The organism is Stenotrophomonas sp. GL_111 (assembly GCF_057835245.1).
Window position 1 is genome coordinate 492985 of sequence record NZ_CM174421.1, and the last position, 26853, is coordinate 519837.

At 64.6% G+C, this 26853-nt stretch carries 25 protein-coding genes; 12 read left to right on the forward strand and 13 right to left on the reverse strand.

Annotation, left to right across the window (positions count from 1 at the left end):
• Positions 1–174: 174 nt before the first annotated feature.
• The gene (locus AC3IPM_RS02175; protein WP_489302286.1) at positions 175–2058 is read right to left on the reverse strand and encodes a DEAD/DEAH box helicase; all 1884 of its coding nucleotides are present in this window, start codon (positions 2056–2058) and stop codon (positions 175–177) included.
• 311 nt (positions 2059–2369) lie between these two features.
• On the opposite strand from AC3IPM_RS02175, the gene AC3IPM_RS02180 reads away from it, so the two are divergent.
• Entirely contained in the window at positions 2370–3308 is a 939-nt protein-coding gene (locus tag AC3IPM_RS02180; protein WP_489302287.1) for an HNH endonuclease, read from the forward strand.
• Between the two features lie 53 nt (positions 3309–3361).
• On the opposite strand, the gene AC3IPM_RS02185 is transcribed toward AC3IPM_RS02180, so the two are convergent.
• Positions 3362–3577 (reverse strand): hypothetical protein, encoded by a 216-nt coding sequence (locus AC3IPM_RS02185; RefSeq protein ID WP_489302288.1) that lies wholly within the window; start codon positions 3575–3577, stop codon positions 3362–3364.
• A gap of 334 nt (positions 3578–3911) precedes the next feature.
• Between AC3IPM_RS02185 and AC3IPM_RS02190 the strand changes: the two genes are divergently transcribed.
• On the forward strand, positions 3912–4211 hold the full coding sequence (locus AC3IPM_RS02190; protein WP_489302290.1) for a SymE family type I addiction module toxin: 300 nt from the start codon (positions 3912–3914) through the stop codon (positions 4209–4211).
• Between the two features lie 358 nt (positions 4212–4569).
• On the opposite strand, the gene AC3IPM_RS02195 is transcribed toward AC3IPM_RS02190, so the two are convergent.
• The 4 genes from AC3IPM_RS02195 to AC3IPM_RS02210 form a co-directional block, all read right to left on the reverse strand.
• On the reverse strand, positions 4570–5883 hold the full coding sequence (locus AC3IPM_RS02195) for an XVIPCD domain-containing protein (protein WP_489302291.1): 1314 nt from the start codon (positions 5881–5883) through the stop codon (positions 4570–4572).
• 27 nt (positions 5884–5910) lie between these two features.
• Entirely contained in the window at positions 5911–6777 is an 867-nt protein-coding gene (locus tag AC3IPM_RS02200) for a hypothetical protein (RefSeq protein ID WP_489302292.1), read from the reverse strand.
• A 143-nt stretch (positions 6778–6920) separates the two neighbouring features.
• Entirely contained in the window at positions 6921–7589 is a 669-nt protein-coding gene (locus AC3IPM_RS02205; protein ID WP_489302293.1) for a hypothetical protein, read from the reverse strand.
• Positions 7590–7730: 141 nt separating this feature from the next.
• Complete coding sequence (locus tag AC3IPM_RS02210; RefSeq protein ID WP_489302294.1) at positions 7731–9155, reverse strand: XVIPCD domain-containing protein; 1425 nt, start codon at positions 9153–9155, stop codon at positions 7731–7733.
• Positions 9156–9358: 203 nt separating this feature from the next.
• On the opposite strand from AC3IPM_RS02210, the gene AC3IPM_RS02215 reads away from it, so the two are divergent.
• Entirely contained in the window at positions 9359–10279 is a 921-nt protein-coding gene (locus AC3IPM_RS02215) for an XVIPCD domain-containing protein (protein ID WP_489302295.1), read from the forward strand.
• Between the two features lie 150 nt (positions 10280–10429).
• Positions 10430–11569, forward strand: coding sequence for a YncE family protein (locus AC3IPM_RS02220; protein WP_489302297.1), 1140 nt, complete (start codon positions 10430–10432; stop codon positions 11567–11569).
• A gap of 67 nt (positions 11570–11636) precedes the next feature.
• On the opposite strand, the gene AC3IPM_RS02225 is transcribed toward AC3IPM_RS02220, so the two are convergent.
• On the reverse strand, positions 11637–12050 hold the full coding sequence (locus tag AC3IPM_RS02225; protein ID WP_489302298.1) for a hypothetical protein: 414 nt from the start codon (positions 12048–12050) through the stop codon (positions 11637–11639).
• A gap of 402 nt (positions 12051–12452) precedes the next feature.
• On the opposite strand from AC3IPM_RS02225, the gene AC3IPM_RS02230 reads away from it, so the two are divergent.
• Both AC3IPM_RS02230 and AC3IPM_RS02235 read left to right on the forward strand, forming a co-directional pair.
• The gene (locus AC3IPM_RS02230) at positions 12453–13106 is read left to right on the forward strand and encodes a hypothetical protein (RefSeq protein ID WP_489302299.1); all 654 of its coding nucleotides are present in this window, start codon (positions 12453–12455) and stop codon (positions 13104–13106) included.
• Between the two features lie 10 nt (positions 13107–13116).
• On the forward strand, positions 13117–14139 hold the full coding sequence (locus AC3IPM_RS02235) for an XVIPCD domain-containing protein (RefSeq protein WP_489302300.1): 1023 nt from the start codon (positions 13117–13119) through the stop codon (positions 14137–14139).
• Between the two features lie 425 nt (positions 14140–14564).
• On the opposite strand, the gene AC3IPM_RS02240 is transcribed toward AC3IPM_RS02235, so the two are convergent.
• Positions 14565–15467: a class I SAM-dependent methyltransferase gene (locus tag AC3IPM_RS02240; protein ID WP_489302302.1), complete on the reverse strand. Its 903-nt coding sequence runs from the start codon at positions 15465–15467 to the stop codon at positions 14565–14567.
• Positions 15468–15674: 207 nt separating this feature from the next.
• Between AC3IPM_RS02240 and AC3IPM_RS02245 the strand changes: the two genes are divergently transcribed.
• Together AC3IPM_RS02245 and AC3IPM_RS02250 are read left to right on the forward strand one after the other, a co-directional pair.
• On the forward strand, positions 15675–16376 hold the full coding sequence (locus AC3IPM_RS02245) for a hypothetical protein (RefSeq protein WP_489302303.1): 702 nt from the start codon (positions 15675–15677) through the stop codon (positions 16374–16376).
• 95 nt (positions 16377–16471) lie between these two features.
• Entirely contained in the window at positions 16472–16957 is a 486-nt protein-coding gene (locus tag AC3IPM_RS02250; protein ID WP_489302304.1) for an REP-associated tyrosine transposase, read from the forward strand.
• On the opposite strand, the gene AC3IPM_RS02255 is transcribed toward AC3IPM_RS02250, so the two are convergent.
• Positions 16954–17376 (reverse strand): hypothetical protein, encoded by a 423-nt coding sequence (locus AC3IPM_RS02255; RefSeq protein WP_489302305.1) that lies wholly within the window; start codon positions 17374–17376, stop codon positions 16954–16956. The two genes, AC3IPM_RS02250 and AC3IPM_RS02255, sit on opposite strands and share 4 nt — an antisense overlap.
• A 105-nt stretch (positions 17377–17481) precedes the next feature.
• Here AC3IPM_RS02255 and AC3IPM_RS02260 point away from each other — a divergent pair, with 105 nt between their 5' ends.
• On the forward strand, positions 17482–17835 hold the full coding sequence (locus AC3IPM_RS02260; protein ID WP_489302306.1) for a hypothetical protein: 354 nt from the start codon (positions 17482–17484) through the stop codon (positions 17833–17835).
• 50 nt (positions 17836–17885) lie between these two features.
• On the opposite strand, the gene AC3IPM_RS02265 is transcribed toward AC3IPM_RS02260, so the two are convergent.
• On the reverse strand, positions 17886–18269 hold the full coding sequence (locus AC3IPM_RS02265; protein WP_489302307.1) for a MerC domain-containing protein: 384 nt from the start codon (positions 18267–18269) through the stop codon (positions 17886–17888).
• A gap of 67 nt (positions 18270–18336) precedes the next feature.
• Here AC3IPM_RS02265 and AC3IPM_RS02270 point away from each other — a divergent pair, with 67 nt between their 5' ends.
• Complete coding sequence (locus tag AC3IPM_RS02270; protein WP_489302309.1) at positions 18337–19665, forward strand: GTP-binding protein; 1329 nt, start codon at positions 18337–18339, stop codon at positions 19663–19665.
• Between the two features lie 253 nt (positions 19666–19918).
• Here AC3IPM_RS02270 and AC3IPM_RS02275 read toward each other — a convergent pair whose 3' ends face one another.
• Both AC3IPM_RS02275 and AC3IPM_RS02280 read right to left on the reverse strand, forming a co-directional pair.
• The gene (locus AC3IPM_RS02275) at positions 19919–21529 is read right to left on the reverse strand and encodes an ABC-F family ATP-binding cassette domain-containing protein (RefSeq protein WP_489302310.1); all 1611 of its coding nucleotides are present in this window, start codon (positions 21527–21529) and stop codon (positions 19919–19921) included.
• Positions 21530–21703: 174 nt separating this feature from the next.
• Positions 21704–22606: a LysR family transcriptional regulator gene (locus tag AC3IPM_RS02280; RefSeq protein ID WP_489302311.1), complete on the reverse strand. Its 903-nt coding sequence runs from the start codon at positions 22604–22606 to the stop codon at positions 21704–21706.
• 306 nt (positions 22607–22912) lie between these two features.
• On the opposite strand from AC3IPM_RS02280, the gene AC3IPM_RS02285 reads away from it, so the two are divergent.
• The gene (locus AC3IPM_RS02285; RefSeq protein ID WP_489302312.1) at positions 22913–24103 is read left to right on the forward strand and encodes an MFS transporter; all 1191 of its coding nucleotides are present in this window, start codon (positions 22913–22915) and stop codon (positions 24101–24103) included.
• Positions 24104–24191: 88 nt separating this feature from the next.
• Positions 24192–25163 (forward strand): polysaccharide deacetylase family protein, encoded by a 972-nt coding sequence (locus AC3IPM_RS02290; RefSeq protein WP_489302313.1) that lies wholly within the window; start codon positions 24192–24194, stop codon positions 25161–25163.
• A gap of 13 nt (positions 25164–25176) precedes the next feature.
• On the opposite strand, the gene AC3IPM_RS02295 is transcribed toward AC3IPM_RS02290, so the two are convergent.
• Positions 25177–26781 carry an EAL domain-containing protein gene (locus AC3IPM_RS02295; RefSeq protein WP_489302314.1) on the reverse strand — a complete coding sequence of 535 codons (1605 nt, stop codon included), beginning with the start codon at positions 26779–26781 and terminating at the stop codon, positions 25177–25179.
• Positions 26782–26853: the final 72 nt, after the last annotated feature.

Below are 26853 nucleotides of genomic sequence, written 5' to 3' on the forward strand. Positions count from 1 at the left end.
GACGGCCGCCGGCGCCCTGAGGGTTGCAGCGCTTGCTTCCCGTGAACTAGCGCGAAGTGACCCACATCTTCCTCCTTTAGGCGATGCTGGACTGAGAGCACCATCTCTCTTTCCCTCCTAGCAGGGGCGCCGGCTCTTTCGGAGCGCAGATCTTCAGCATGGCCCTTGAAGGGGTTAGGCGACCAGTCGGCGCCTAACCTCCTTGACGGCTGAAGTCAGTCGCTCGGTAACCTCCGTTGTAGTGTGATGAAGCATGACCAAACCACTCAGCGCGCGGGTCATCGCGACATAAATTAGCTTTGCCTCTTGTCGAAGTTCATCAGCACTGAGGGCATGGCTACTGCCAATCTCGCAGAGACCTGGAAGGAAAACCGTTTCAAATTCGAGCCCCTTGCTGGAGTGCATAGTCATCACTGTGACGGCAGGTGGACCATCAAAGAGTGACCTCTTGTTGCCTTCGGTCATCAGTCGAACAGGAAGTTGACGTTTCATCAGTTCACGCGTGACGAGATCCGCAAGCGCTTTCCGTCGGCAGAGAACGGCGAAGTCATTTGCATCAGCACCATCAGACAGGGCATCACTTACGCGCTGTGCAATGATCTTGGCCTCATGCCAAATGGACGTGGCATCAATGATCTCGGGTACATCTCCACGACGTCCGGCGCTCTCAGGTGCTACAACCGGAACGTGATCCTCATCGGCTTCTTGAGCGGTTAAGAGCTCATTGGCAAATAGCTTGGCTGTCATCAGCACTTCTAGAGTATTTCGATAGTTGAGCCGCAGGATGGTGGTACGGCCCTGCGCCTGAATACCCACGCTTGCGAAAGAAAACTTCCGCCGATTTGCTCCGCCATAAATGGTTTGCGCATCGTCATACAGAAGAAGTACTGCGTTTGTCTCGGGATCTACCATCTGTGTGACCAGCTTCAGCCAGTCTGGCTCAAAGTCATGACCTTCATCGATAAGGACAGCACTATACTGGGCCCTAGGGATAGCATTGCTCTCAACGCCGCCAATTACACTGTCAACTAACTGGCGAAGATACTCGCCCGCGTCCTTCTGTGCAGAGGGCTTCTTGATCGCATAAGCCGTCAGTTGATCCTGGCACCAGCCATGAAAGTGGCGAACAAACACCTTGTCGATAACCCCGTGTGACGCAACCATCTGCTCCAATCGACTTGCGAGGGTCTTGTTGTAGCAAAGAACGAGTACGGGCTTTTCATGCTGCTTTGCGAGCTCAAGACAACGGTAGCCAAGGATCATGGTTTTTCCAGAACCAGCGACGCCGTGGATGACCCTATGGCCATTTCCTAAGGAGCGTGCAAGCTGTTCTTGCTGCAGGTCCATCACCCGTATCAAGTCAGGAATATCCAACTGTTGTGGTGCAGCCTTACCTTCTATGTCAAAGAGGCGGCTCTGTGTTGGTTCCCCGATCCGTAGCTGAGGAAACAGGTGCCAGCGTATGCGCTCAATCTGAGGAAGGCTGAGGTTGCAGTTGAACGACACGGAGAACATGTCCCAGAGGCGGGCTTGAAACGCCTCCCCATCAATACTCTCGGTCATCTCGTCCCGACAGATGACCTGGTTTGGGCGGATGTAGTGGCCGAGCTCAGCTTCATCAAACTGAGCTCGAGTAATGTTCGTGAGCACAACGCCGTGGCCCCAGGGCACGAGGATCTGCCCCGCCCGAGCGGTGTGTTGAGGGTGTCTAAGGATGGGGTCAGTCTGAAGAATGCTGACGACCTCAATGGCATAGTCCCGAGCTTGGCGCAAAGGATTGGCAGTGACCTTCTGGCCTTGCTCAGTTCTAATCACCGCTCTATCTGGATCTAACTCAGCGATTGTGTCCCATCTCCAGTCTTTCACTTCGAGCACTAATACCCCACGAGCAGGATGAAGGACAATGAAGTCAGGCCTTCGCTGACGAGGGCCAACCGGGACATCGAACCAACACACGTAGTCGTCCTCCAGCTTGTCCTCCAGGCGCATTGAGAAGCGTTTTTCGCCCGAGGTCATACGGTTGAGACAGCTGCTGCGCTGCGGAATAAGTGTGGCCATTTCTATCCTTGGTGGCGCCGTCACTTGAACGGTGCTTGGCTTGTTCCCGGGGCGACAGGTTGGCTGCGCCGAGTCTCTCAGCTATATCGGCCGATCCATAGAAATATTCAGGCCCATCTGCCGCTCCATCCCGTTGCTATCAATCTACGTTGAATCCGCCGTTGCACTGCCGCTTCTAGCGGTTCAAATAGTCTGAAAGTGTGCAACGTCGAAGCTCACCACTCCAGGTCATGTTCGTCGCGCCAATAGGCAGGTACTATCGAGAGCCGGCCAGACCATAGGCTATCCGTAGGTGTTGCCCTGGAGGGCGAATGAAGTACTGGTGGGTAAATCAGAACCTGACCTACAAGCATGAGGTCCACGGCAGCTACCTGTGGTCGCCCAAGCGCACAAGCGACAACAGGCGAAATACGTTCTACGACAACATGCAGCTGGTTCAGCCTGGCGACGTCGTGTTCTCTTTCGCGGATACCTACATCAAAGCCGTTGGTGTGGTAGACGGGCCTCATGTATCTGCCCAAAAGCCCGCTGAGTTCGGTAACGCCGGGAACGCGTGGGGCTTGGAAGGTTGGTATGTTCCTACCATTTTTCACAAGTTGCGCCATTCGATCCGGCCAAAGGACTTCATGCCGGACCTTCTGCCCTTCCTGCCCGCCAAGTACTCGCCACTTCAGCAGAACGGAAATGGCAATCAAGGTGTCTACCTCGCGGCAGTCCCCGAGCAGCTTGCGAATGTGTTGATTGGGTTGCTTGGTCTGGAGGCGCAAGAAGTCTTGCAGCGGGCGACCAAAGCAGGTCAGTTGAGCGACAGCACAGCTATCGAGCAGGTACTTGCCGACGGAGAGCTGCCCGTCACGCAGCGGAGTCAGATTATTCAAGCCAGGATTGGCCAGGGTCTTTTCAGGTCACGAGTCGCCGAGATCGAACTCTCATGTCGCGTGACAGGTATTCAAGACGAGCGCTTCTTGATCGCAAGCCACATTAAGCCATGGTCAAAGAGCAGCAACGCTGAGCGCCTTGATGGCAACAACGGTCTGCTGTTGACTCCCCACATCGATCGCTTGTTCGACAAGGGCTATTTGACGTTCGAGAATAATGGGCGGGTACGCTTCAGTCAAAATCTACCGGCGCAAGTGCGTCTGGCATGGGTTCCCATTGTGGAGACGGACCCGAAGCAGTTGAGTGAGAATCAGCGGCCCTACATGGAGTACCACCGGGATGTCGTATTCCAGCAGCCAATAGGTGCGTGATCAGCGCAGGGCATCTTCGGCCAATATATGACTGGTGATTCTCTGGTCATTTCTCAACTGTTGAGCACCAGCCTCGGCGGCGGCCAAAACGTATCCACCCGACAAAGCTCATAGTCCTCCCCAAACGCCAGCGCAGCCTCCCTGGCCGGCAAGTCCGAGTAGCACTCCAAGAGGTACTGATCCATGCCCGCATCCGCATGGTCGATAGCGAAGAAGCCCAACATGGCCTCGTCGAACGCCTCAAGCCAATCCCCGTCAATCCTGGTCATCTGTGGTCCTCCCGATAGGCCAGAGAGGATGCTGCCACCCCGTCCCAAGGCCCGCGACTGAGTCGGGCCAGTTGCGTCGCACGGTAGACGCCGCCAACCAACCCCCGCCAGATCAACAGGAACAAGCGATTTCCCATCCTCCGCACCAACGCGCATGGTGTTCATCGGAGCGTAGAAACTCTTCTAGCAAGACAATGTTGGACGTCCCCATGTCGGGAGGGTGGCTAATACAACACCCCCTGTGGAAATACGCCCGCCGGTTCTTGCTAGACGGTTTCTAACCTCCCGACGCCCTTGCCATCCCGGCAAGAGCAAGCCCTGCAGGAGGTCCAACATGTTGACGCCGTGGGAAGACGAACCCGATGACGCGCGCCCCAAGCGCAAACCCTACGCCCGCCCCGCACGCAGCTACCGCGTAGGCGCGCTGACGTACCCGGACCGCGAAGAGTACGGTCCCACCGAGATTGTTCCCTACCTCAAGCTGCGCGGTCGCTGGCTGGACAAGCTCGGCTTCGACGTAGGCGCCCGCCTGAAGGTGGAGGCCACGCATGGCAGTATCACTCTCACGGTGGTGGAGCGGCCGGTGGTGGTGCCCCCGAAGATCCCCAGGAAGCTGCAGCGCAAGACGGCCTGAGTGGCGCGGCGTGCCTGCACGTCACTGCGCGGCAGGTGCCGTGCAGATGTATATCCAATTTCATAACCCAGCAGTGGGAGCGACTCATGAACGAGCGAGTCTTCATGCAGTTAGAGATGGACCGCGGGCTACGCGCCCGCTTTCAGCAGGCTACGGCGCGCGAACATCGCCCGGCCGCACAAGTGATGCAGCAGTTGATGCGGGAGTATGTGGTTCGGCATTCGGACCCGGGAGCTTGCTTGCCGAGTGAAGATAGGGACCTGGAAGCGTTGGCGCACAGGCAGCAGGGATGGGGATGCTGCCCGTTCGGTACGGAGTGAGCAGGCGGCGGTGAGGGAAGCCCGCTGAAATAGCGGGCTCACCCCATCCGCACGCTGCGCGCCTCCACGTCCCGTTGCTCCTGCTGGCTGCGCTGCTCGTCCTGCATGGCCACGGCGCGCTGCTCCTGCCCCACCGTCTCCAGCCGCTGCAGCGATTGCTCCACCGGCGTCTGCACGGCCTGTACGGTTTCCATCGCGGCGCGGCGGTGTGCCGGGTCGGCGAGGTCGCCCTGCACCACGAAGACATTGCGCCCGGCGGGGCCGTCCGGGGTAGCGTTGCTCATCACTACGTGGTCGGCCCGCTCCAGCTTGTTCTCCACCGCCAGTGCGGTGAGGCTGGCGGTCAGCCGCTCGCTGTTCTCGTCAAAGCTGCGCCCGTAGCGGGTGTCGAGTGCCGACACCTGTGCGCGGATCTGCTGGTAGAGCGGGTAGTGCGCATCGCCCGGGCGAAGACCAGCCAGCCGGGTGTCCTGCTCGTTCGCAGGAAGGTCGTTGAGCACTACTTTGGGCGTTTCGATGCGCTCCCGATAGGGGTCGTCCTGATGGAACTGGGTTGCCTTCTGGTTGCGCTCCAGCCGCACTTCCCGGGTGTCGTTGAGCTGCTCCAGGACGCCCGGATTGCGCTCGCGCAGGGGGATGCCACCCTCGGGGTGGAAGTGCCAGGTGCCGGCCTTCTCGTCGTAGGAGTGGAATGCACTGCGAACGCCAATGACATTCGGGTCCTTGGTGGGCAGGGCCTGGTGGGCCATCGCCAATTCATAGCCGCCCAGCTTGGCGACGTAGGCGGTGGCCTGCCCCCAGGGCATGGCGGCATAGGCATGCCCGGCGGTGTTCCATGCGCGTGCCGTGCCCAGCTTGTCGTTGTTGAGCATCTCCTTCCAGACGTTCTCTGCGGCGTCCTCGCTCAGGTTCTTGCGGGTGGCTTCAAGCAGGATGCGTGGGGTCCAGCAGTTCGGGTCCAGGCCATGCTGGGAGAAGGCCTTGTCATGGGCAATCTGTACATCGCGGCCAGGGAGGTTGAGCGCCAGGTCTGGCTTTCCTGCGCCCATCCAATACACGCGCCGGTCAAGGTCGCGATCGAGCAGGGTTTGCCCAAATTGTTCCCATTGCCGCTCGGTCAGTACAAGGTTCTTAAGCTGGGGATTGCGATCATTCTGGTCACTGGCTTCCAACTGCGCGTAGGCATTGGCTACCTGTCCGGGGAGGTTGTCATTACGCACGACACCCAGTGCCAAGAGCCCATACCCATCAGAGCCTTCCTTTTGGGCCAGGTAGTTCCAATACAACTCCCGGTTTCCTTGGCCAGCATACTTCTGCAGGATCTCGATGTCCTTTTGATTCAAGCCACTCATGTGCTGTTCCTCCTGAACATTGCCCGATTACGGCATTTTGTAGCGAGCCAGCGCAGCGCGGGTGGCATCTTCCATCGCCTTCCAGTCTTTCAGTAGCACGCGTGGATAGAACAGCGTCACGGCAAGATTGTCCTTGCTGTCCACAAAGTAGTGCGTACAGGAAGCAACCACAGGGGCGCTATCTGGAACGAGCGTGTCTCCTTCAATTACCAGCCCTTCGCGGCCGTCCTGGGGCTGGTCACACTTGATGAACGTTGCCAACTGGCCATCGTTTGTACGCGCGATGTACCACTCCACCTCAACGCGTGCGTTGCGGGTCACGGATTCTCCGAACTGCTCCTCGTAGTCTTTGGAGAACAACGCCATGCGGCTCTCGTCAATCACATACGGTGTAAGGCCGAACTGCTGTACGTCGGCCTTTCGCAGGTCCAGCCGGCGGCGAGGGTCCATGCGATTGACCGAGCCTTCTTCAGTTGTCGTCTCCGTGCTGGTCAAGCGCGGCAACAACGCGCTGGCGGAAATGGCATCCAGGTAATCAATCGACGCCGTAATCGCCCGGTGATGCTCATCCATGCTCCGCGACGACCGCGTACCCGGCGGCGCCGCCTGCAGCCCCGGCCACATCAGCGTCAACGCCACACCGCCGCCAATGGACGGACCAATCTGGTCGTCATACAGGTTGGCCGGGAACGCATAGCGATGCGGGCCAAGTTTGGCCACTACCGGCGCGGTGGTGTAGGTGTAGCCGTCAATCGTGCGGCGCTGGCTCGAATCTTCAGACATGGCAGCTTCCTTCTCTCCCTTTTCCGTGGGTGGGGCCTTGGCACAAGCGCTGGCGCTCACAGCGAACGCCACTGCAAGTGCGAGGCAGCGGCCTGATGACATCACGCTCATGGGGCCATTCCATTGCTCGAATTGATGCCAACTATAGGCAAAGTGCCGCCAACGCTCCAATAACGGCGTCACTGTTCCACTCGTCATGGTCGATTCCGACAGCTGCGCACAGGCGGCACGCGCCCGCTCACCACCGCGCAGGCTCAACGTCCAGTTACAAACGGGTCGCCCTGGCAGCGGAAGAACTGGCTGTCATCGCAGGGCCACATCGCGGCCGGCACCTGCTGCTTCACGTCGAAGCGATCATCGGCCCAGACCAGGAAACCGCCGTGGACGAAGTTGCCCTGGTCGAAGGTGCGTGCATCTTCGTGGAGGTGACGGTCCGGGTCGGACTCGGCAATCCAGCGGACCACGGGCACCTTGTCCAGCTGCAGGGTGAGCGCGAACAGCTCGCTGGCCCCTTGGGCGGTGTAGGTGGCCATGGTCTCGGCATTCGGGACGCCGCCGGTGGCCAGGATTTCTGCGGTCACATCCACCGGGGCCGCAGTGCCCTTGGCGATGTACGCGCGCATGCCTGCGGTGGTTGCCGGGCAGCCGTTCAACTGCACGAGGTAGCCGGTGGTGTCGCCGCTGCCGGCGAAGGAGCGGATCCAATACGTGAACCCGGGGCCACTCTTGTCGGTGGCCATGAAATCGGTGCGGCCGCGCGGGCCCGGAATAGTGAACACCTGCGCTGGGGCCGCGCCGTCAACCTTGCACTGCAGGTGCTCCAGCATCTGCTTGGCCGCGGCGGGCAACGCGGCATAGCTGCCACCACGCCGCGCACTGCCGGAGGCCTCGGGCAATGCCGGAAGGCCGTGATCCGCAGCCACCGGCTCAGTCGGTGCGGAAGCGGCGGGTGCGAGAGGCGCGGTCGTAGAAGGCGCAGCCTTCTGCGCGGCCGGTGCACACGCACTGCACGCCAACAGCACGGCCAGGGTTCCAAGCGATTTCAAGGAAGAAATGACCATGGCTCAGCGGCCACCCATTGCCGGGGCTTCGTGCTGCTGCGCCGGCGCGTTCTGCGTGGGCATCGGCGCGGCTTGTTCGCGGCTCTGCTGCTGTAACTGCTGCAGGCTGGTTTCCACCGGGGTCTGCACCACTACGGCGGCATTCACCCCAACGCGCTGTGCGGCAGGATCCGCCGCAGCGCCCTGCACCAGGAACAGGGTTTCGCCGGCCGCGCGGCCACCGGTGGCGTTGCTGGCCACCACCTGATCCACGCGGGTGATGCCGTTGGCTTTGGCCTCGTGCAACAGCACCAGGCTGTAGTCGTCGGCATGCGTGGCGTAGCGCCCGCCCATGGCTTGCAGGCGTGTGCTGATCTGCTGCTGCAGGGCATGGTCGGGGTGGCCGGGCCGGCGCGGGTCTGCGGCCGGATCGACCACGGCGTGCGGGTCCAACGTGCGCGTCTGGCCAGGTGCCACGGCGGTCAGCACGTACTGCCAGCGGTCTTGGCCGGGGGTACCGCGCACGGTGCGCACGAAGTTGTCGTACTCGCCGCCGCCAATGGTCTGGCAGCCGGCGGAATCGGTGTTGCGGCCGCTGCCGCGATGGATCTTGAAGGTGTCGTTGAGGTCCTGCACGCCATGGGTGTCGCGCGCATCGAACCAGCCATCGCCGTTGCTGTCGCGCTCCACGCGGTTGGCACCGGCGGTGACCGCGGCCGTGGTGGGGCGCAGCGAAAACTCATCGGCATGGCCGTGGTACGGATGGGTGGTGGCGCGCATTTCCGTGGTGCCTTCGGCCAGCCGCCCCATGTCCTTCACGCGGTCGCCGTTGACGTCCTCGCCCTCGGTCTTGGTGCGCGCCTGGACGTTGCCGAAGCCCGGGCTTGCCGGCGTGGTCTTGGCGTGGCCGTCGTACTGGGCGGTGGGCTCGGTGGTGGCCTGGTTGAATTCCTGTGCGTGGCGCCCGCCCTGGGCGTCCTTCCACAGCACCACGATGCGGTCGTCGTAGACACCGCGGCCACGCGATTCGGTGGTGCGGTTTTCATCGCGCAGGCCAAGGATCACCCGGTTATGGGTGGACATCGCATCGTTCGCGGCCGTCTCGCCGCGCGTGGCCACGATGCTGCCGTACACGTCGTACTGCTGCGCCTGGGTGAGCGGTGCGGTCTCGGCTTCGGTGGGCATGCGCGGCGGGCGTGAGGCCGCTTCCAGGCGTGTCAGCATGGGGTTCACTGCGGCGGCATCGGCGGCCGCCACAGCGCCGGGTTGGCGCAGGCCGGTCAGCTCGGTGGCTGCGCGCGCCGATACGTAGCGGTCCAGTGACTCCTGCACCACGGCGCTCTGGCCGCTGCGGAGCGCCTCCAACCGGGCGGCGGCCTGGGCCCCTTGCTGTTGCTGCAGAAGGGCGACCACTTCATTGGCCGACGCGTTGATATCCAGCTCGGGCATGGCTCTGTCCTTGAGGTGCGTGAGGGCGTGGTTCGAGCCTACTCCGCCCGGGATGAGGCAGCAATTCACGTCCGCCCCGGGCTATGCCATCATCTGGCGGCAACGCCTGCCGCCCCATGCTGGAGCGGCACTGCAGCGGGGAACTTCGCGGGTTGTGCTTCGTGAAGGGCTGCAGACACGCCTCGATGGGAAGGACCCGCACCATGGCTCAGCGCTACACCGTTTCGATCCATATCGCCGCACCCGGCACGCCGCTCAAGGGCGGTACCGCGTCGCTGGCCGGCTACATGTTCCTGGTGCTGGCTGGCAGCCACGGCGCGCCTGAAAGCTACGGCTTCGCGCCGCGGGCAGATTTCCAGGCCAGTGGGCTGGGCAGGGTGCATGGCGATGACCTGGAGGTGTGCCGCGATCCGTACTACAGCCGCACCCTGGAGATCACGCAGCAGCAGTACGACATGCTGCACGCATTTACCGAAGACCCGCAGCGGCACGGCTTCGATATGCGCGCGCCGATCGTGATCCACAGCAGCGCCGATTTCGTCCGCGCCGCACTCGACCACGCCGGCCTCCACCACAAAGCGGCGCACGATGACCGCGACCCGGAAGGCGAGTTCGAGCTGCTGCTCAATGTGTCGGAAGTGCAGAGCATCAGCGCACCGTTCGCGGGCAGTGAATTGAATACCGAGGAGCACAATCCGGTGCCGACCCATGCCGGTTGGCACCGCACCCGGCCAGGCCGCGCCCAGGACATGGGCGCCCCACGCCCGCCTGTTGCTCCGGTGGCGCAGACTACGGCGCCCACGCCTACAGACCCCGCCCATCCCGACCATCGCCTGCTGTCGCAGCTCAACAGCAAGGTGGCCGAGCTGGACGCGGCCAACGGCCGCACCTTCGACGCCACCAGTGAGCGCATCAGCGCCAACCTGCTGGCGCTGGCCAAGCAGAACAATCTCTCGCGCGTGGACCATGTGCTGCTCAGCGAGCGCACCCGCAACACGCATGCCGCACAGAACATCTTCATCGTGCAGGGCGACCGCGACGATCCCGGTCACCGCCGCGCCAGCATGCCCACCGAAGTGGCAGCCAAGAAGGCCGACGATGAGGGCGGCGGGCGCGGCAAGTAACGCCGGCAGCGCGAAGCGCGATCCGCCCGGGCCTGTTAACATGCCCGGGCCATAGCCAGCCTGCCCCAGCGCCGACAAATGCAGGGCCGGCCGTTGTTCAACGGCCCCGCGAGCCAGGACACCCTCCCGTGCCCATCCAAGGACGCTCGCATGTACTCTCGTTCCCTTCTCCGTTCGGCCACCCTGGCCCTCGCCGTCAGCCTGTGCCTGGGCACCCCGTCCGCGTTCGCCGCTGACAAGGCCGCCCCGGCCGCTGCATCCGCTGCGGTGCAGCGCCAGGCCATCGCCCAGGGCCTGTATGAGCTGGCTTACAGCCCCAAGCAGAACGCCGTGTTCGTGGCTTCCTCGGGCGGCTTCGGCGATGACGCCGGCCCGGCCCAGGTGCTGCGCCTGAACCCGACGACGCTGGCCGTTGAAACCGCCATCCCGCTGGAGCGCAAAGGCTTCGGCGTGGTGCTCGACGATGCCAACAACCGCCTGTACGTCGGCAACACCGTGGACACGTCGGTGACCGTGGTCGACACCGCCAGCAACAAGGCGATCGGCACCGTGCAGCTGATGGAAAAAGTGGTGGGCAAGGACGGCAAGGCCTCCTACACCCACGACCTGCGCGAACTGGTGGTGGATGCTCCGAACCACCGCCTGTACGTCACCGGCCACTCCGGCGATGGCAGCGTGCTGTTCGTGGTGGACACCCAGTCGCTGAAGTTGATCAACACCATCCCGGGCCTGGGCAATGCCAAGGCACCGGGCCTGGCGCTGGATGCCAAGGCCAAGCGCGTGTACACCTCCAACCTGCTGGCCGAAGTGGTGGTGGTGGGTATCGACAGCGGCAAGGTGGATGAGCGCTTCAAGGTGAGCGCCGAGCAGCCGATGAACATCGCGTTGGACCCGTCCGGCAAGCGCCTGTTCGTCACCGACCAGGGCTCGGAGATGATCCGCAAGTACCAGGCCAGCAGCTCGGGCTTCGCCTCCAAGCACCCGGGCCAGCGCGTGCTGGTGCTCGACCGCAGCACCGGCAAGGAACTGGCCAGCATCGCCACCGACGCCGGCCCGCTCGGCATCCTGCTGGACGCACCGCGCACACGCCTGTATGTGACCAACCGCGAAGCCGGTACCGTTACCGCGTACAACAGCGATACCTACAAGCAGGTGGCCACCTACGCGGTGCCGACCCACCCGAACAGCCTGGCGCTGGATGCCAAGAACAACGTGTTGTATGTGTCCGTGAAGAATGGCGACAGTGATGCGAAGGGCAGCGAGGAAAGCGTTGCGCGGATCGCGCTGTAAGGTTTGATTGGCGTGATGTAGGACAGGCGCCTGCGGTTTGGGCGCCTGTTCGCGTTTGGGAAGGCCATTAGCGTGGCGGCGTCACCGAGGTGTTCCAGGCGCCGCCGGATATCTCATGCTCCAGAACATCCAGGATCACCTCGTCTGGCGCGGGTCCGCCTCCGCGTTCACATGTCCAGCCGGCTCCGTCACCGTAGGTGGTGGACTGTCCACTTGAAGGTTGCATTCCACTAATCTCACACAGCGCCAGGTGGTAGAGCTTTGTGACGTTTGATTGAAGCTCGTACGCGTAGATCAATCCACCATCAGCGGAAGGGACCAGGCGTTGCTCGATTTCCACTGTTCCGCCGTTGAAGTCCGGCCATTCGATGGTTTTCAGCACTGTTGTGGCTTCGCCTTGCACCGCGGGATGTGCATGCGCAACGGATTCGGTGGCCGCCGCTCCGGTGATTAATGCAAGCAGCAGTCCAACAATCTTCATGGGACACCTCCTTCCACCTGGCTAGTAGGAGGTGAATCATCGTTGTTCGGTGCGGGAGAAAACGCGCCGGCCATTGCAGTTGGCGTGTTCTCAGATCGTTGTTCCCAATGCAAACGGCAAGGTCGATTGCAGCTGAAGATGCAAGTCTTCATGTTCCCCACTACCTTGAACCGAAGTCTGGCGAGTCAGCGCCAACGAACATCCCGTGCGGCTTCTGGCCGACGATGCCAGCCGAGGTAGGTACGGTGCAGCCGGGGCCAATGCGGGGTGTCGGCAAGACAGGGTGATTCCCGCGTACGTAGAACAGGCCGTAGGGGTAGGGTTTTCCTGATTTAGCAAGAGGATCACGTGAATCAGACTATGCTCGTGACCCAACTGGGTAAGCAATGACGAGGCGATGGAATGTCGATTGTGAGAGTACGCAAGCCATTGTCAGCGTTGACTCCGTTGTTGCTCGGCGTCGTCGTTGCCTTGGCCGCTTGTTCGCCCACCGACCCGCAGACACAGGTAGGCAACAACCTTCTCGAGGAAAATGCGATGGTGCGAGCAGAAGTGCCCCAGACGACGGCGGTCCAGCTCTCCGCTGTTGGGCGGGCGGGCGAACTGGCATTTTCTGTTCCATCTGCAGCGCAGGGCGAAGGACGCGGCTTGACTATCGGTTTGCTGCTATCTGCGGCTAACACGCAAGAGCTGCTCAGTCAGGTTGATGCCTTGACGGTCTCAGCTTTGCAGCTGCAGGCACGTCTTTACCGCGTGGAGGGGCAGTCCAGCACGGATTTACCCCTTTATGCTCAAAGCAAGAGTAGCCAGGCGTTCGTGACGTTGGGCGCGGAAGGCGATGCTCAAACTCTCTCTTTGGTGGATGTGGATGTGTCTGAGCTGGAGGCAATGGGTATGGTTCGTGCGGACGCACCTTACCGTACCCTGGGCATCGCCTGGACCGATCCGCTGCCGCCAGGCAACTACCGATTGACAGTGGACGTCAAGCAAGCTGGAGCTGTACCGACAGGCCTGGATGCCAGGCTGCTCATGGCGCACTCCTATCTTGGAAAATAAGGATGCTTGTATGGACAGGAAGTACACCGTAACGATCTATGTTGCTGCACCAGGAACACCATTGGCCCAGACGCCCGGAAGCACCGAGAAGAAGACCTCCACGGCTGGTCATGTCTACTTCCAAACATCAGATGGCAATAGCGATCAGAGTTTTGGTTTCTCTCCAAAAAAGGAAGGTAGCGTGCGTGGGCCCGGCCATGTGACATACGGTGATGTCGATCATTACCAGTCGCCCTACTACGCCCGTACGATCGAGATCAGCAAAGAGCAGTACGAAAAGTTGAATTCGTACGGCAACGCGCCGGCTGAACACAAGTTCGATATGCACTATAACGGTGCAAGCAACAGCTGCATCGATTTCACCTGGAGCGCACTGAACCATGCCGGCCTGCATCGCAGGAATGTGTTCGGACATGAGAGTCGGGAGTACGAAGGTTCACTCAAGCCGCTCGACAACAAGCGCGATATTGAAGGGATCGCCCCGCCCTTTCCGAACAGCCCGCTCAACAAGGAAACCCACAACAAGATGCCGAGTCGGACGCTCTTGCAGTGGTACCTCTCGGAGAATGGTGAGCCGTTCCCGGACGCATCCAGCAAGGCCGTCGCGGCAGTGCTGCCGGATCTTGGCGAGAAAGACAAGGCAATGCTCGATCAGCTCCGTAGCAAGGTAGGGGATCTCGATGCAGCGAATGGACGTAGCTTCGATGCTACCAGCGAGCGCATCTCGGCCAGCCTGCTTGTTCTGGCCAAGGACATTGGTCTCAGTCGCGTGGACCAAGTGCTGTTGAGTGAAATGACAACGGATGCAACTGCTGCGCAGAGCATATTCATCGTCCAAGGCGAGCGCAGCGATCCTGCTCAAGTCCGTGCTTCGATGCCCACCGTATTGGCCGCACAGACACCCGTTGAACAATCGATAGAACGCGCTGGTGCGATTGATCAGGCGCAACAGCGTGCGTCGACTCAGGACGTCAGCCAGCAGGATCGTTCGCTTGCTGAGCAACACGACAATCCTTCGCGTCGCATGGGCTGAAGAAGTCCATCCCCGCCGATCTCAGCCGAGCTCGTACTTTTCAGCGCTAACCCAGATCCTGCACAGCCCCCACCTGGGCCAGCTCCCCCTGCTGCCACGCCATGCAGTTCGCACAGCGCGCCGTCCCCGCACCCGCACGCAGCGCAGCCCGCAAGGCCGGGTGCGATCCCAGCCCATGCAGCAACAACGCCACGGCCAAGCCGCAGCACTGCCCGTCGTCAGGCGGCGGGGAGGTGCACGTGGGGGCAGGGGTATTTGGCTCGACATGTTCCATTTGTCACAGCCCCCATCATCGGCATCAATGCACGAGGGGAACTATCAAGTCGAGCCGTCTCACAGCGTGAGACGGAGCCCACCGTTCGTCGGGTAACAAGGGCTTGCGAGGACAGCCCCGCGCGCGCGGGGCGTGTCCGAACTATGGCGCCTCAGCGCTTGATCGCCAACACCCCGTCCAGCGCCAGCTCGGCCTTGAACCCGGCCTTCTCCAGGCGCTTGGCCACTTCACGTGGCACATCGCGGCCACTGGTGAGTTTGTTCGGCGCGCCGGTGTAATGGAACATGCGCCCGCCTTTGCGGATCACCCGCGCCAGCTGGTCGTAGAACACCTGCGAGTACAGCTCCCCGGCAATGCCGAAGCGCGGCGGGTCATGCAGGATGGCGTCCATCGAGCTGCTTTCCAGTGCTTCGATGGCCTGGGAAACATCGGCGAGGGTCAGCGACAACCGGCCGCCACTGCTGGCTGCCTCCGGGTCTGGCGACCACGGGTTCACGGTGCGCAGCCACAGCACGTCCGGGTTCTTTTCGAACGACTGGATGCGGGCTACCCCGCCTTCCAGGCAGCAGGCGGCGAAGTAGCCCAGTCCGCCACAGGTATCGAGTACGGTCTTGCCGGCCGGTGCGATCAGCGCGACCTTGCGGCGCGCGTCTTCATACGGCGAGACCTGGGCGCTGGGCAGCATCTTGATGCCGTCGATCTCGAAGGTGGGAGCGTCCCATTCGGTGGGCACCAGCTTGATCAGGGCCGAGCCGAAGCGCGAGACCGCCAGGAATTCCTCGCCATCCCAGTAATACAGGGTGCGGTCCTTGGTCTTGCCCGGGTAGTCGTAAGCCTGGCCCTTCCAGTGCCATTGGCTGGCACCCAGGGTGGCGGTGCCGGTGGTGCGGCCGAGATCGAGCGAGCCGGTCCATTCGGTATGGCCGGCATCGCGGGCACGGGTCAGCGCCTCGGCGAGCGGGCGGGTCAGCAGGGGGCCGGTGTAATGGGGCAAGGGAGTGGGGGCGCCGGTACTGCGGGGCAGTGCGGCGACGGGCAGCCAAGGGGTGGGCATCGTACCTGAGATGGCGCGAAGGCGGCCTCCGATGCCAGCAAGGGGGTCGGGTGCCGGTTGTATAGTGGGGCTTCGGCAGGCCCGCTCCGCCGCTCCTGGAACCTGTGTATGCGCCCCCTCCTGCCTGTTGCTGTCCGCTGTGTTGGCCTGGCCCTGATCACGTGGCTGGCCACGGCGTGCAGCGGGCGTTCGGAGACGGCACACCCGGTGTCGGTGCAGGACGTGCAGTCCATCGAGATCCGCTACCAGTCTCTCGGCGGACATCAGCCCGAGGAGGTGCATCGCCTGGTGCCCGGCTCCGGGCGGCGCAGCTTCGTGCGGCGTTCCTCCTTGCAGACGGCGGCCGGTGAAGCGGTATCAAGCGAGCGTGTCCCGGCGCAGCGGGTCAGTGAGCTGCTGTGGGCGATGTCGGCTCCGGCGTGGTCGCGCGCGCGCGGCGTGGAGCGGGTGGCGCGTCGCTTCCATCCCGCCGGGTTGATCGAGCGGGCCAAGCTGGATCCGCAGGCGGAGGCGCGGGGGTGCACCGCCGAGGCATTCGATCGCCAGCTGCGGACCCGGTTGCGCGGCGGCGCATTGCATTCGCAGTTGGACGCGTACTACCTCGCGCGCACCGAACCCACGGAGGTGGTGCCTTCGATGCTGGTGGTGGTTGAGTATCGCGATGGCACGTCGCGGGTGTTTTCATCGCACTCGCCGCGGTTGCAGATGCTGCCGTGGATGGCGGCCGAGCCGGATGCGCCGAACGCTGCGCCCACGCCCAACTGGTCGGTTGCGGTGAGTCAGGCGGTGCAGCGCGTGCTGCCTCCTGCATCGAAGGCAGCGGCACGTTTGCAGCTACGCGAAGATCCGATGCTGGCCGGCAACATTCTCGCTGCGGCGGAAAAGGCATGCACCGCCGCAGCACGATGAAGGGGCGTTGCCTACAGCACCACCCGTAGTGAGCCGACGCGGTACTGCATGCCTGTCTGATGGCGACGGATGCAGCGGATTCGCACACTGCGGCCATGTCCCAGCAACCGCACCCCTGCCAGCCCGGCACCGCGTACTTCTTCAGCGCACACCTTCGCGATGGCCATAGCCGGCTGCTGGTGGAGCAGGCGCGCGGCCTGCGGTTGGCCTTCCGCGTGGTGCAGCAGGCACGGCCCTTCCGCATCAATGCAATCGTGGTGCTGCCCGATCACCTCCATGGTGTGTGGACCCTGCCCGATGGCGATGACGACGGCCATCGTCGCTGGACCCAGATCCAGGCGATCTTCGACCGGCAGCTGCCGGGCATGCCGCCACGCGCGGTGCTGCGACGCGACCGCAGCATCCTGCGCCCGTTGTGGCACAACGGCTTCCGCGAGCACCGCATCATCGATGCCGAGGACCTGCAGCGGCATGTGGCGTACGTGCACGAGAACCCGGTGAAGCATGGGCATGTACGGGACGCAGCGGCGTGGCCGTTCAGTTCGATCCACCGCAGTGGGGAGGGGGAGCCCGGCCGTTAGCCGCAGTTGACCTTGAACACCGGCCCGGCACCGATCAGGACCAGTGCCATGAAGTCGCTGTCCTTGGCTTTGCCCTTCAGCGTGGCGCCGGGGTTGAAATGGAAGATGCCGAAGCCGCCGCTGGGGCGCACCAGGGCTTTGTCGATCTGGGCCGCATCGTTCTTGAAGTAGCGGGCGATGTCGGCGCGCGAGGACACCTGCAGGGCGGTGGGGTCGCGTTGCCACTGGTCGTCGCGGTTGAAGGAGACGAAATACTGCCCGCGCAGTTGCTCGATCCGGAACTCCGCAGGCTTGCGCGAATGGGTGGCGTAGCAACCGAGCAGGGGATCGGAAGAGAACACGCCCGCGCCCTCGCTTTGGTTGCGGCAGGCACCCAGTAGCAACGGGGACAACAGCAGCAGGCAAGGCAGTGCGCGCATGGCGGGTCCTGGCAGCGGGTACTGCGGCAGTGTGACGCAGGCGGTGGCAGTGTGCTGTGCAGGAGAGGCGATGGTGTACGGTGAAGGCGAAACGGGGAGCTCGCCATGCAGCAGAACACGCCATTGATTCCATCGCCGACGCACACCGACACCGTATCGCCGCCGCGACCGGTCGCCGTGCTGCGCGGGCCTTGGCTGGGGCTGGCCAGCTTCCTCGGGCTGCCCTTGGGCGGGCTGGCCGGCTATCTGATCCGGCTGGCTACCGACAGTTCAACCGTGGGTGTGGGCACTACCGGTGCCACGGCGATTGGCGTGCTGGCGGCGGCGGTGATCGGGCTGATCGCTACGGTTGGTTCACGGGTACGCCAGGAGCGCTGGCCGTGGTTGGGTGTAGTCGGCGCGGTGCTCAGTGCCACGCCGTTGGCGATGTTTATCGGGGCGATGCTGCTGCACCGCTGAGCCGCGCCAGATCGGCGGTCAGCGCTGCCCTCAATCTCGCAGCGACGGCTCTACCCCACGCATTGCCGATGGCGCCGCCAGGCATTCCAGACATGGGTGCTGGCCAGCAGCAGGCTGCCGGCAACGGTCAGGGGCGTTTCGGCGCCGTGGCCGGGCCACCAGCCCAGGGCGCCCATCAGCAGCAGCGTCAGGCCGGCGGCGGCACCGACCAGGGCGGCCGGTGGCAGCGGCTGCTGCCGATGCGCACGCCATAGCGCGAAGCCGGTGAGGGGGGCGGCGATGCCGACGAACACGATGTGGACCCATTCGGCCTGCGCCCAGACCCCGAACAGGGGCAGGGCAGCGGCCAAGAGCGGGAGCGCCAGGCAGTGCAGCAGGCACAAGGTGGACAAGGTGATGGCGCCGGCGTCGAGCAGGCTGGAGGAGGGCTTCATGGGGGAGGGTCTTGATCGGTCAATGTTATATAGTAACATTTCATCCCGCCTCTGATTGCGCATCGCCATGACCGCCATTGCTGCTTCCGAAGACACCCGCCTGCCGGTCACTGTGCTGTCCGGTTTCCTGGGCGCGGGCAAGACCACCCTGCTCAACCAGCTGCTACGCAACCGCGAGGGACGGCGCGTGGCGGTGATCGTCAACGACATGAGCGAGATCAACATCGATGCGCAGCTGGTGCGCGATGGCGGTGCGGCGTTGAGCCGCACCGAGGAGACGCTGGTGGAGTTCAGCAATGGCTGCATCTGCTGCACCCTGCGCGACGACCTGCTGCAGGAGGTGAAGCGGCTGGCCGGCGAAGGCCGCTACGACTATCTGCTGATCGAATCGACCGGGATCGCCGAACCCATGCCGGTGGCCGCGACCTTCTCGGTACGCGATGAGGAGGGGTTCTGCCTCAACGACATCGCACGGCTGGACACCCTGGTGACGGTGGTGGATGGCCAGCAGTTCCTGGCCGATTTCAGCTCGACCGACCGCCTGATCGACCGTGGCCAGCAGGCCGGCGAGGACGATGTGCGCGGCGTGGTGGATCTGTTGGCCGAGCAGGTGGAGTTCGCCAATGTGATCGTGGTGAGCAAGTGCGATCTGGTCGACGATGACGTGCTGCAGTCAACCATGGCGGTACTGCGCGCGATGAATCGCGATGCACACCTGGTGCTGTCGCAGCACGGTGATGTGCCGCTGTATGAAGTGCTGGATACCGGCCTGTTCGACTTCGTGCGCGCGCAACTGTCACCGGGCTGGATGCAGGCGCTGCGTGGCGAGCACACGCCGGAAACCGAGGAGTACGGCATCACCAGCTTTGTGTACCGGGCGCGCCGGCCGTTCCACCCGCAGCGCTTCGCTCAGTTGTTGGCGGATGGGTTGGGGCCGGTGATTCGCAGCAAGGGCTTCTTCTGGCTGGCCAACCGCATGGACTGGGTGGGCGAACTGTCCAGTGTCGGCGCCGCTACCCGCACGCAGGCAGCAGGCTTCTGGTACGCCGCACGTGAGCGCGCCGAGGCGGGGCTCGAAGACACCACGCCGCTGCTTCCGCCGGCGCAGGTACCTTTCACCGATGTCGGTTGGGCTCGTCAGCAGACAGGCTGCTGGACGGCAGCGCTGCCGGAAATACATGAGGTGGGCGATGCCGGGGAGTACCAGGCAATGCGCCGGATGTGGCACCCGTGGTGGGGCGATCGCCGCCAGGAACTGGCGGTGATCGGGGTGGCGATGGATGAGCATGCCGTGCGCGCCGAGTTGGACGCTTGCCTGCTGGACGATGTGGAGATGCGGGCGGGGCCGATGCTGTGGCAGTTGTTGCCGGATGTATTTCCGGCGTGGTCGCGATGAGGCGCAGAGCAGTGATGCATGGCATCGCTCTACCCGGTCATCGCATCGGGTAGAGGACGGCCAGCGCGCATGCGTGTCATCGCGTCGGGTAATGGAACGGCGTCGTGGACGTACGTGATCGCACCAGGCAATGAAGCGCCGACGCGCGCGCACGGCATCGCCCCCCGGTAGTGCCACGCCATGCGTGGCAGCACCGTCACCACCCGCATCACCAAAGCAACGACCAAACATCCGGTGAATCCGCCAACGCCCCCTACACCGGCGTCAACCGCCACCCGCCCTCACCCGCATCCAGCCAATGGGTCAGCTGCACCGCCTCCAACAACGCATCATCATGCGAGACGATGAGCAGGCTGCCATCGTACTGGTTGAGCATCTGCTCCAACGCGGCCAGCGACGGCAGATCGAGGTGGTTGCCGGGCTCGTCGAGCAACAGCAGATGAGGGGCTGTCTGCGCATACAGCAGGCTCGCCAGCGCCGCCTTGAGCCGCTCGCCACCGCTGAGCGTGGCCAGCGGGCGCAGGCTGCGCTCGGCATCCAGCCCGAGCAGGGCCAGCCGGGTACGCAGGTCGGCCACATCGGCAGTGGGATGCGCGCGCTGCAACAGCGCCACGGCCGAATCCTCGGCCGGCAGCGTCGACAGTGATTGATCGAGCAGGGCCACGCCGGCGGCGACGTCGACCTGGCCCGAGACCGCAGCAAGCTGGCCGGCCAGCACCCGCAACAGCGTGGATTTGCCGCTGCCATTGCGCCCGCGCACGCCAATGCGCTGTCCGCGCTGCACGATCAGGTCGATGCGCTGCCACGGTGGCGACACCCACGGCAGCACGGCGTCCGTCAGCGCAGCGACGCGCTGTGGGCCGTGTTGGCGTTGGCCGGGCACCCGCATGACGATGGCCTCCGCCGCCTCCACATGGGAAGCGGCATCACGCACGCGGGCGTCGGCGTCGGCCTGGCGCTCGGTCTGCTGCGCCTGCCAGCGGCCAATGCTGTGTTCGCTGCGGTTCTTCATGCCACCGAGCAGGATCGGTGCCTGGTTGGCGGTGCGGGCATGGTGCTGCGCACGCGCCTGCCGGTGCTCCAGGCGTTCGCGTTGTTCGCGCAGTTCGCTGTGGTGCTGGCGACGCTCGCGCTTGCGCAGGGCCAACAGCTGTTCGGCAGCATCGCGTTCGGCCTGCTTCTGCTGTGCATACAGCGCGTAGTTGCCGCCGTAGCTGCGCAGCCCGGAAGGGGAGAGTTCGACGATGCGCTGCATCTGCTGCAGCAGCGTGCGGTCATGGCTGATCACGATCAGGCCGCCACGCCATCCAGCCAGTGCTTCGAGCAGACGTGCACGGTGGGTAGCATCGAGGTGGTTGCTGGGCTCATCGAGGATCAGGCCATCGGCATCGGACAACAGCGCACCCGCCACCGCGACCTGCATCGCCTGGCCGCCGCTCAAGGTGGCGGCAGGCTGCGCTGGATCCAGCGCAGGCAGGCCGAGCAGGTGCCACTGCGCCTGCAGCTGCTCGCGCAGGTTCCAGCGTTCGCCGATGCAGGTGAAATCATCGGGGTCAACGCTGCCGTTTTCGACCCGGGCCAGTGCGTCCAGCAGCGGGCCGACGCCGGCGAGATCGGCGATACGGCCGGCCGGTACACCGCTGTGCTGGGTGAGCAGGTGGATGCGGCCCTGGCGTTGGATCTGCCCACCCGTGGGGGACAGCGCGCCGGTGAGCAGACGGGCGAGCACGCTTTTGCCGACACCGTTGCGCCCGACCAGGCCGGTCGGGGTGGTGTCGAACTGTGCGGAAATGTCAGGGAACAGCACTCGGCCGTCGGGCAGGGTGTGGGTCACGCGATCGAGCGTGAGCGAAAATGCGGTCATGCGACCTCCAGGGATGCCGTGGATACCTCCGCGCACGTGCGCGGGAAGCAGTCAGGGCCGTCAGCAGACGGCAGGCATCAATGGCGCATGTAGGCATACCTCATTACTCAGGCGACTGGCTGTCGCGTGGTCAGTATAAATCCGTACGCCCGGACGGCACTGAACGCGCGCTGCTCAGCAGCTGACCCCGGTCAGGCGGGCGCTGACGAAATCGATGAACACCCGCAGCTTGGGCAGCACGTGGCGGCCGGACGGCCACAGTAGATAAAACGTGCCGCAGGCGTGGATCTGCTCGGGCAACACGCGCACCAGGCGGCCATCGGCCAGCGCGTCGCGCACCGAGTGCTCGGGGATGTAGCCGATCCCGCGCCCGGCCAGGGCGAAGGCGAGGCGGGCTTCGATGGTGTTGCTGACCATCGACACCGGCAGTTCCATCGGTGCGCTGCCCGGTTCACGCGGCAGCGGCCACGGTTCCAGCTTGCCGGTGCTGGGGAAGCGGTAGTGCAGGCAGTCGTGCTGCAACAGGTCGGCCGGGGTGCGCGGGGTGCCGCAGCTGGCCAGATAGGCCGGCGAAGCGACCAGGTAGCGCGGGAATACACCGAGCCGGCGCGCGCTCAGCCGCGAGTCGCTGGGTTCGCCGACCCGCAGCACCGCGTCGAAGCCTTCTTCGATGACATCGACCAGGCGGTCATCGAAGTCCAGCTCCAGGCGGATGCCGGGGTAGGTGGCCATGAACTCGGACAGGATCGGCAGCGAAAGATCGCCCACCAATGGCAGACCCAGCCGCAGCACGCCACACGGCGCGGCGGCCTGCTGGGCCAGCTCGGTGCGGCCGGCATCGAGTTCTTCGAGGATGCGCCGGCAGCGCAGCAGGAAGCGCTCGCCCTCGGCGGTGAGGGTGACGCTGCGGGTACTGCGATGGAACAGGCGCACGCTCAGGGCCTGTTCCAGCCGGGCCACGCTCTTGCCGGTGGCCGAGGCGGAAATGCCGAGCAGGCGCCCGGTTTCGACGAAGCTGCGGGTGTCGGCGACGTGCACGAAGGTCTGCAGGTTGCCCAGGTTGTCCAGTGCCGACATCGCTGCCTCCAGGGGGAAGCGGCCACTCTAGCCCGATGGTGCGGGCTGGGAATGCCTGCAATGGCACGCTGTGGTGCAGTGCCGGTGCGCATGGGGTGCATCCCTTGCTGGGCCGGGGTCTGCAGGCATTGCGGACCATGCGGTCCTGAATGTGCGGAGCGCCGCCTGGCTTTTTGTCGGTGGGCGAGCGGCCGAGGATGGCGCTCCTTTCCTGCGGACCGCCCCCATGTCTTTCACCGTACCCGCCCTACCGCCCCGACCTTGCCACGGCCCACGTCGACCGACCCACCGCGTGGAGCGGTCCGCATGAGCGGCGCGGTTACCGCCATCGCGCCGGGCACCACGACCCGGCTGCCGCTGGGCGGGCTGCTGGCGCTGGCCTGCGCCGGTTTCATCACCATCCTTACCGAGGCGCTGCCGGCCGGGCTGTTGTCGCCGATGAGCCAGGACCTGGGCGTGAGCCGCGCGCTGATCGGGCAGCTGGTGACCATCTACGCGCTGGGCTCATTGGTGGCGGCGTTGCCGATGACCGCGCTGACCCAGCGCCTGCCGCGGCGGCCGCTGCTGCTGGCCGCGATTGCCGGCTTCGTGGTGGTGAACAGCCTGACCGCGCTGACCCACCACTACACGGTGATGCTGGTGGCGCGCTTCATCGCCGGGATCAGTGCCGGGCTGCTGTGGTCGCTGGTGGCCGGCTATGCCAGCCGCATGGTGGCCCCGCACCTGCAGGGCCGCGCGATCGCCGTGGCGATGGTGGGAACCCCACTGGCGTTGTCGTTGGGGATTCCGGCCGGGACCCTGCTCGGGCAGACGATCGGGTGGCGCTGGGCGTTCGCGTTGATGTCGCTGCTCAGCGTGGGCCTGCTGGTGTGGGCGCGGCTGGTGTTGCCGGCACTGCCCGCACCCGGGCACGGCGCGCGGCAGAAACTCGGTGCGGTGTGGCGGCTGCCGGGCATGCGCGCCGCGCTGTTGACCATGTTCCTGTTCGTGCTGGCGCACAACGTGCTGTACACCTACATCGAACCGTTCGCCGCCTTGGCCGGCGTGGTGACCTGGCTGGATCGCCTGCTGCTGGTGTTCGGGGTATCAGCGTTGCTGGGCATCTGGATCACCGGGGTGTGGGTGGACCGCTGGCTGCATGAGCTGGTGATCGCCAGCACCGCCGGCTTCGTGCTGGCCGCGCTGGCCTTCGCGGTGTGGCCGCATTCCACCGTGGTGCTGGTGCTGGGCACGGTGGTGTGGGGCATCGCCTTCGGCGGTGTGCCAACGCTGTTTCAGACGGCGGTGGCGCGCCGTGCCGGGCCGGCCGGGGATATCGCGCAGTCGTTCGTGGTGACCGGCTGGAACCTGGCGATCGCCATTGGCGGGGTGGTCGGTGGGGTGATGCTGGAAACCGTGGGCGAGCGTTGGCTGCCGGGCGTGTTGCTGGTGCTGCTGGTGCTGACACTCGCCGTCGTGATGGGGCGGCCGCGGGCATGGCAGCCTGCGCTGCAGTGAGGCGTGGGGGTTGCCGCGGACCGTTGGCGGCAAGCCAGCGTTGGGGCCGGCGTTATGCTGTGACCTTGAACAGCGGCGGGAGCCGGGTGTGCGCAATGCGAGGCGGCGGTGGTGGGGGCTGGGTCTGGTGTGCCTGGCCGGGCTGGTGCAGGCGGCACCGGATCGGCGGATCGCGCTGACCATGGACGACCTGCCCTGGCAGCGGCTGGAACAGCGCGAGGAACCCGAGCTGGCCGAGCGCTACGCGCAGCTGCTGGCTGGCCTGCGTGCGGCGCACGTGCCGGTGGTGGGATTCGTCAACGAAGCCAAGCTGGAACAGGATGGACAGCTGCAGCCGGTGCGGGTGCAGATGCTGCGCGACTGGCTGGATGCCGGTTTCGAGCTCGGCAACCACACCCGCGGCCATGTCGATCTGCATGCGGTGGGCATGGCGGCGTATCAGCAGGACATTCTTGATGGAGAACGCACGCTGCGCCCGTTGCTGGCCGAGCGCGGCCAGCAACCGCACTGGTTCCGCCACCCCTACCTGCGCGCCGGGCAGGACCCGCAGCAGCGTGCGGTGCTGGCCCGTTTCCTGGAGGCGCATGGCTACCGCATCGCGCCGGTCACCATCGACAACAGCGACTGGGTCTGGGCATTCGCCTATGACCAGGTACGCACCGTTGAACACGATCCGGTGCGGCGAGAGGCGCTGCTGCGACAACTCCGACGCGGCTACGTGCCCTACATGCTCAACAAGCTGGACTACTTCGAGCAGCAGTCGCAGCAGTTGCTTGGGCGGCTGCCGGCGCAGGTGTGGCTGATCCATGCCAACGCGCTCAACGCGGCCTGCGTGGAAGAGCTGGTCGCCGCGACGCGTCGCCGTGGCTACCGCTTCGTCGGGCTGGCGCAGGCCCTGCAGGATCCGGCCTACGCGCATGCCGACGGCTACAACGGTGCCGGTGGGGTCAGCTGGATCCACCGCTGGGCCATGGCCGAGCACAAGCCCGACAGCTTCTATGCCGGCGAGCCACCGGTCCCGGCATGGGTGAAGGCGTTGGCGGATCGCGAGGGCGAGTGAACGCGATGACGACTCAGTCGGGGATGGCGCTGTTGGGGTTCTGCATGTCTTCGCGGGCCTTGCCGTACTGCTCGCGACGCTGCAGGTGGAAGGCCATGAATTCGGCCGCGGGCAGCGCCTTGGAGAACAGCCAGCCCTGGCCGAACTCGACCTGGCGTGCCTGCAGGTAGGCCAGCTGCGCGGAGGTCTCCACGCCTTCGGCCACGGTGAACAGGCCCAGCGTCTTGGCCATGTCGATGATGTGCGAGGTGACCGGGCTGGTGGCGCTGTCGGTGCCGATTGCATCGATGAAGGATTTGTCGATCTTCAGGGCGTCCAGCGGCAACTGCTGCAGGTACTGAAGGCTGGAGTAGCCGACCCCGAAGTCATCGATGGCCACGCAATGGCCGGCACGACGGGCGATGGCCAGTGCGGTGCGCGCGCGCTGCACATCGATGAAACCGCGCTCGGTGGCTTCCAGCCAGATCTGCTGCGGGTGGATGCCGGTGCCGACCAGCTTGGCCGACAGCACCTTGAGCGCGCGCCCGCTGCTGACATCGCCCGCGGAGAGATTGATGGCGATGTGCGCGCTGCGGTCCTGCACCAGCAGTTCGCGCATGTCGTTGATGACGTTCTCGATCACCTGGTCGGTCAGGGCTTCGATCAGCCCGTTTTCCTCGGCCAGCGGAATGAACAGGTCCGGCCGGACCATGCTGCCGTCGGGCCGGCACCAGCGCACCAGCGACTCTGCCCCCACGCAGATGCCGGTGTCCAGTTCGATGATGGGCTGGTAATGCATGAAGAACTCGCGCCGCCGCACGGCGGTGGCCAGCTCACCACGCAGCGACAGCCGCCGCCGCGACAGCCACACCACCAACGCGACGGCACCGGCCGCACCGAGCACGCCCAGGGGCAACAGTTGCCAGAACTGCTGGTGGAAGCTGGCCAGCAGATGGGTGCGTGGCACGGTGGCGATGGCCAGCCATTCCTGGTCCTGCGCGGTGGCAAACAGGCTGTTGTCGTCCATGCCGCTGTGCGGGTCGCGCAGCAGGCGCAGCAGCAGCTGCTGGTCGGGCAGCTGTTGCTGGGCGATGACCCGGCCGTCGGGGCTGGCCACCGCCAGCCGCACGTTGCGGTCGGTGATGACATCCACGAAACGCTCCGGGTCCATCAGGATGTCGTGGTTGCCCAGCTGCAGGGCCAGCAGCGGGACGGTGCCGTTGCCGGCGGCCGGATGCACATCCAGGGTGATGCCGGCGCCGTCGGCGGTGACGTGTGCCGGCGCGGGCTCGGCGACATACGTTTCCTGCACTCCCCAGGACGTACAGCGCAGGCGGCCTTCGGCGAAGTAGCCGACCTGCTCGGCCGAGTGGGTGCTCAGGGTGAGCGCGCGCATCAGCTGGATGTGTTCGGGCGAACAGGGCGCGGCCTTGCTCTGGTTGAGCAGGCGCAGCGACTGCAGGCCGGCAGTGTAGGCGCGGTGCGCGCGCAGGAGGGTGCGCTCGGCGGTGAGCTGCAGGCGCGCCTGCTCGGCGTCGGTGGCCCGGCTCCAGGTGACATACACCAGGCTGGCGATCGGCAGGAAGGCACCGAGCAAGGCGAACACCACGGCGACAGCGATGATCCTGGTGCGGTTCAAGCAGACCTCGGTGCTGTGGTGGGCCTGTCCTTGGCCGGGTGCGCTATCTGACCATCTGGCGGCCGGGAATGG

Bases quoted from the DNA above. Each gene is read 5' to 3' on its own strand.
- AC3IPM_RS02175 (WP_489302286.1), bottom strand. From the start codon at position 2,058: ATGGCCACACTTATTCCGCAGCGCAGCAGCTGTCTCAACCGTATGACC.
- AC3IPM_RS02180 (WP_489302287.1), top strand. From the start codon at position 2,370: ATGAAGTACTGGTGGGTAAATCAGAACCTGACCTACAAGCATGAGGTC.
- AC3IPM_RS02185 (WP_489302288.1), bottom strand. From the start codon at position 3,577: ATGACCAGGATTGACGGGGATTGGCTTGAGGCGTTCGACGAGGCCATG.
- AC3IPM_RS02190 (WP_489302290.1), top strand. From the start codon at position 3,912: ATGTTGACGCCGTGGGAAGACGAACCCGATGACGCGCGCCCCAAGCGC.
- AC3IPM_RS02195 (WP_489302291.1), bottom strand. From the start codon at position 5,883: ATGAGTGGCTTGAATCAAAAGGACATCGAGATCCTGCAGAAGTATGCT.
- AC3IPM_RS02200 (WP_489302292.1), bottom strand. From the start codon at position 6,777: ATGAGCGTGATGTCATCAGGCCGCTGCCTCGCACTTGCAGTGGCGTTC.
- AC3IPM_RS02210 (WP_489302294.1), bottom strand. From the start codon at position 9,155: ATGCCCGAGCTGGATATCAACGCGTCGGCCAATGAAGTGGTCGCCCTT.
- AC3IPM_RS02215 (WP_489302295.1), top strand. From the start codon at position 9,359: ATGGCTCAGCGCTACACCGTTTCGATCCATATCGCCGCACCCGGCACG.
- AC3IPM_RS02220 (WP_489302297.1), top strand. From the start codon at position 10,430: ATGTACTCTCGTTCCCTTCTCCGTTCGGCCACCCTGGCCCTCGCCGTC.
- AC3IPM_RS02225 (WP_489302298.1), bottom strand. From the start codon at position 12,050: ATGAAGATTGTTGGACTGCTGCTTGCATTAATCACCGGAGCGGCGGCC.
- AC3IPM_RS02230 (WP_489302299.1), top strand. From the start codon at position 12,453: ATGTCGATTGTGAGAGTACGCAAGCCATTGTCAGCGTTGACTCCGTTG.
- AC3IPM_RS02235 (WP_489302300.1), top strand. From the start codon at position 13,117: ATGGACAGGAAGTACACCGTAACGATCTATGTTGCTGCACCAGGAACA.
- AC3IPM_RS02240 (WP_489302302.1), bottom strand. From the start codon at position 15,467: ATGCCCACCCCTTGGCTGCCCGTCGCCGCACTGCCCCGCAGTACCGGC.
- AC3IPM_RS02250 (WP_489302304.1), top strand. From the start codon at position 16,472: ATGTCCCAGCAACCGCACCCCTGCCAGCCCGGCACCGCGTACTTCTTC.
- AC3IPM_RS02255 (WP_489302305.1), bottom strand. From the start codon at position 17,376: ATGCGCGCACTGCCTTGCCTGCTGCTGTTGTCCCCGTTGCTACTGGGT.
- AC3IPM_RS02260 (WP_489302306.1), top strand. From the start codon at position 17,482: ATGCAGCAGAACACGCCATTGATTCCATCGCCGACGCACACCGACACC.
- AC3IPM_RS02265 (WP_489302307.1), bottom strand. From the start codon at position 18,269: ATGAAGCCCTCCTCCAGCCTGCTCGACGCCGGCGCCATCACCTTGTCC.
- AC3IPM_RS02270 (WP_489302309.1), top strand. From the start codon at position 18,337: ATGACCGCCATTGCTGCTTCCGAAGACACCCGCCTGCCGGTCACTGTG.
- AC3IPM_RS02275 (WP_489302310.1), bottom strand. From the start codon at position 21,529: ATGACCGCATTTTCGCTCACGCTCGATCGCGTGACCCACACCCTGCCC.
- AC3IPM_RS02280 (WP_489302311.1), bottom strand. From the start codon at position 22,606: ATGTCGGCACTGGACAACCTGGGCAACCTGCAGACCTTCGTGCACGTC.
- AC3IPM_RS02285 (WP_489302312.1), top strand. From the start codon at position 22,913: ATGAGCGGCGCGGTTACCGCCATCGCGCCGGGCACCACGACCCGGCTG.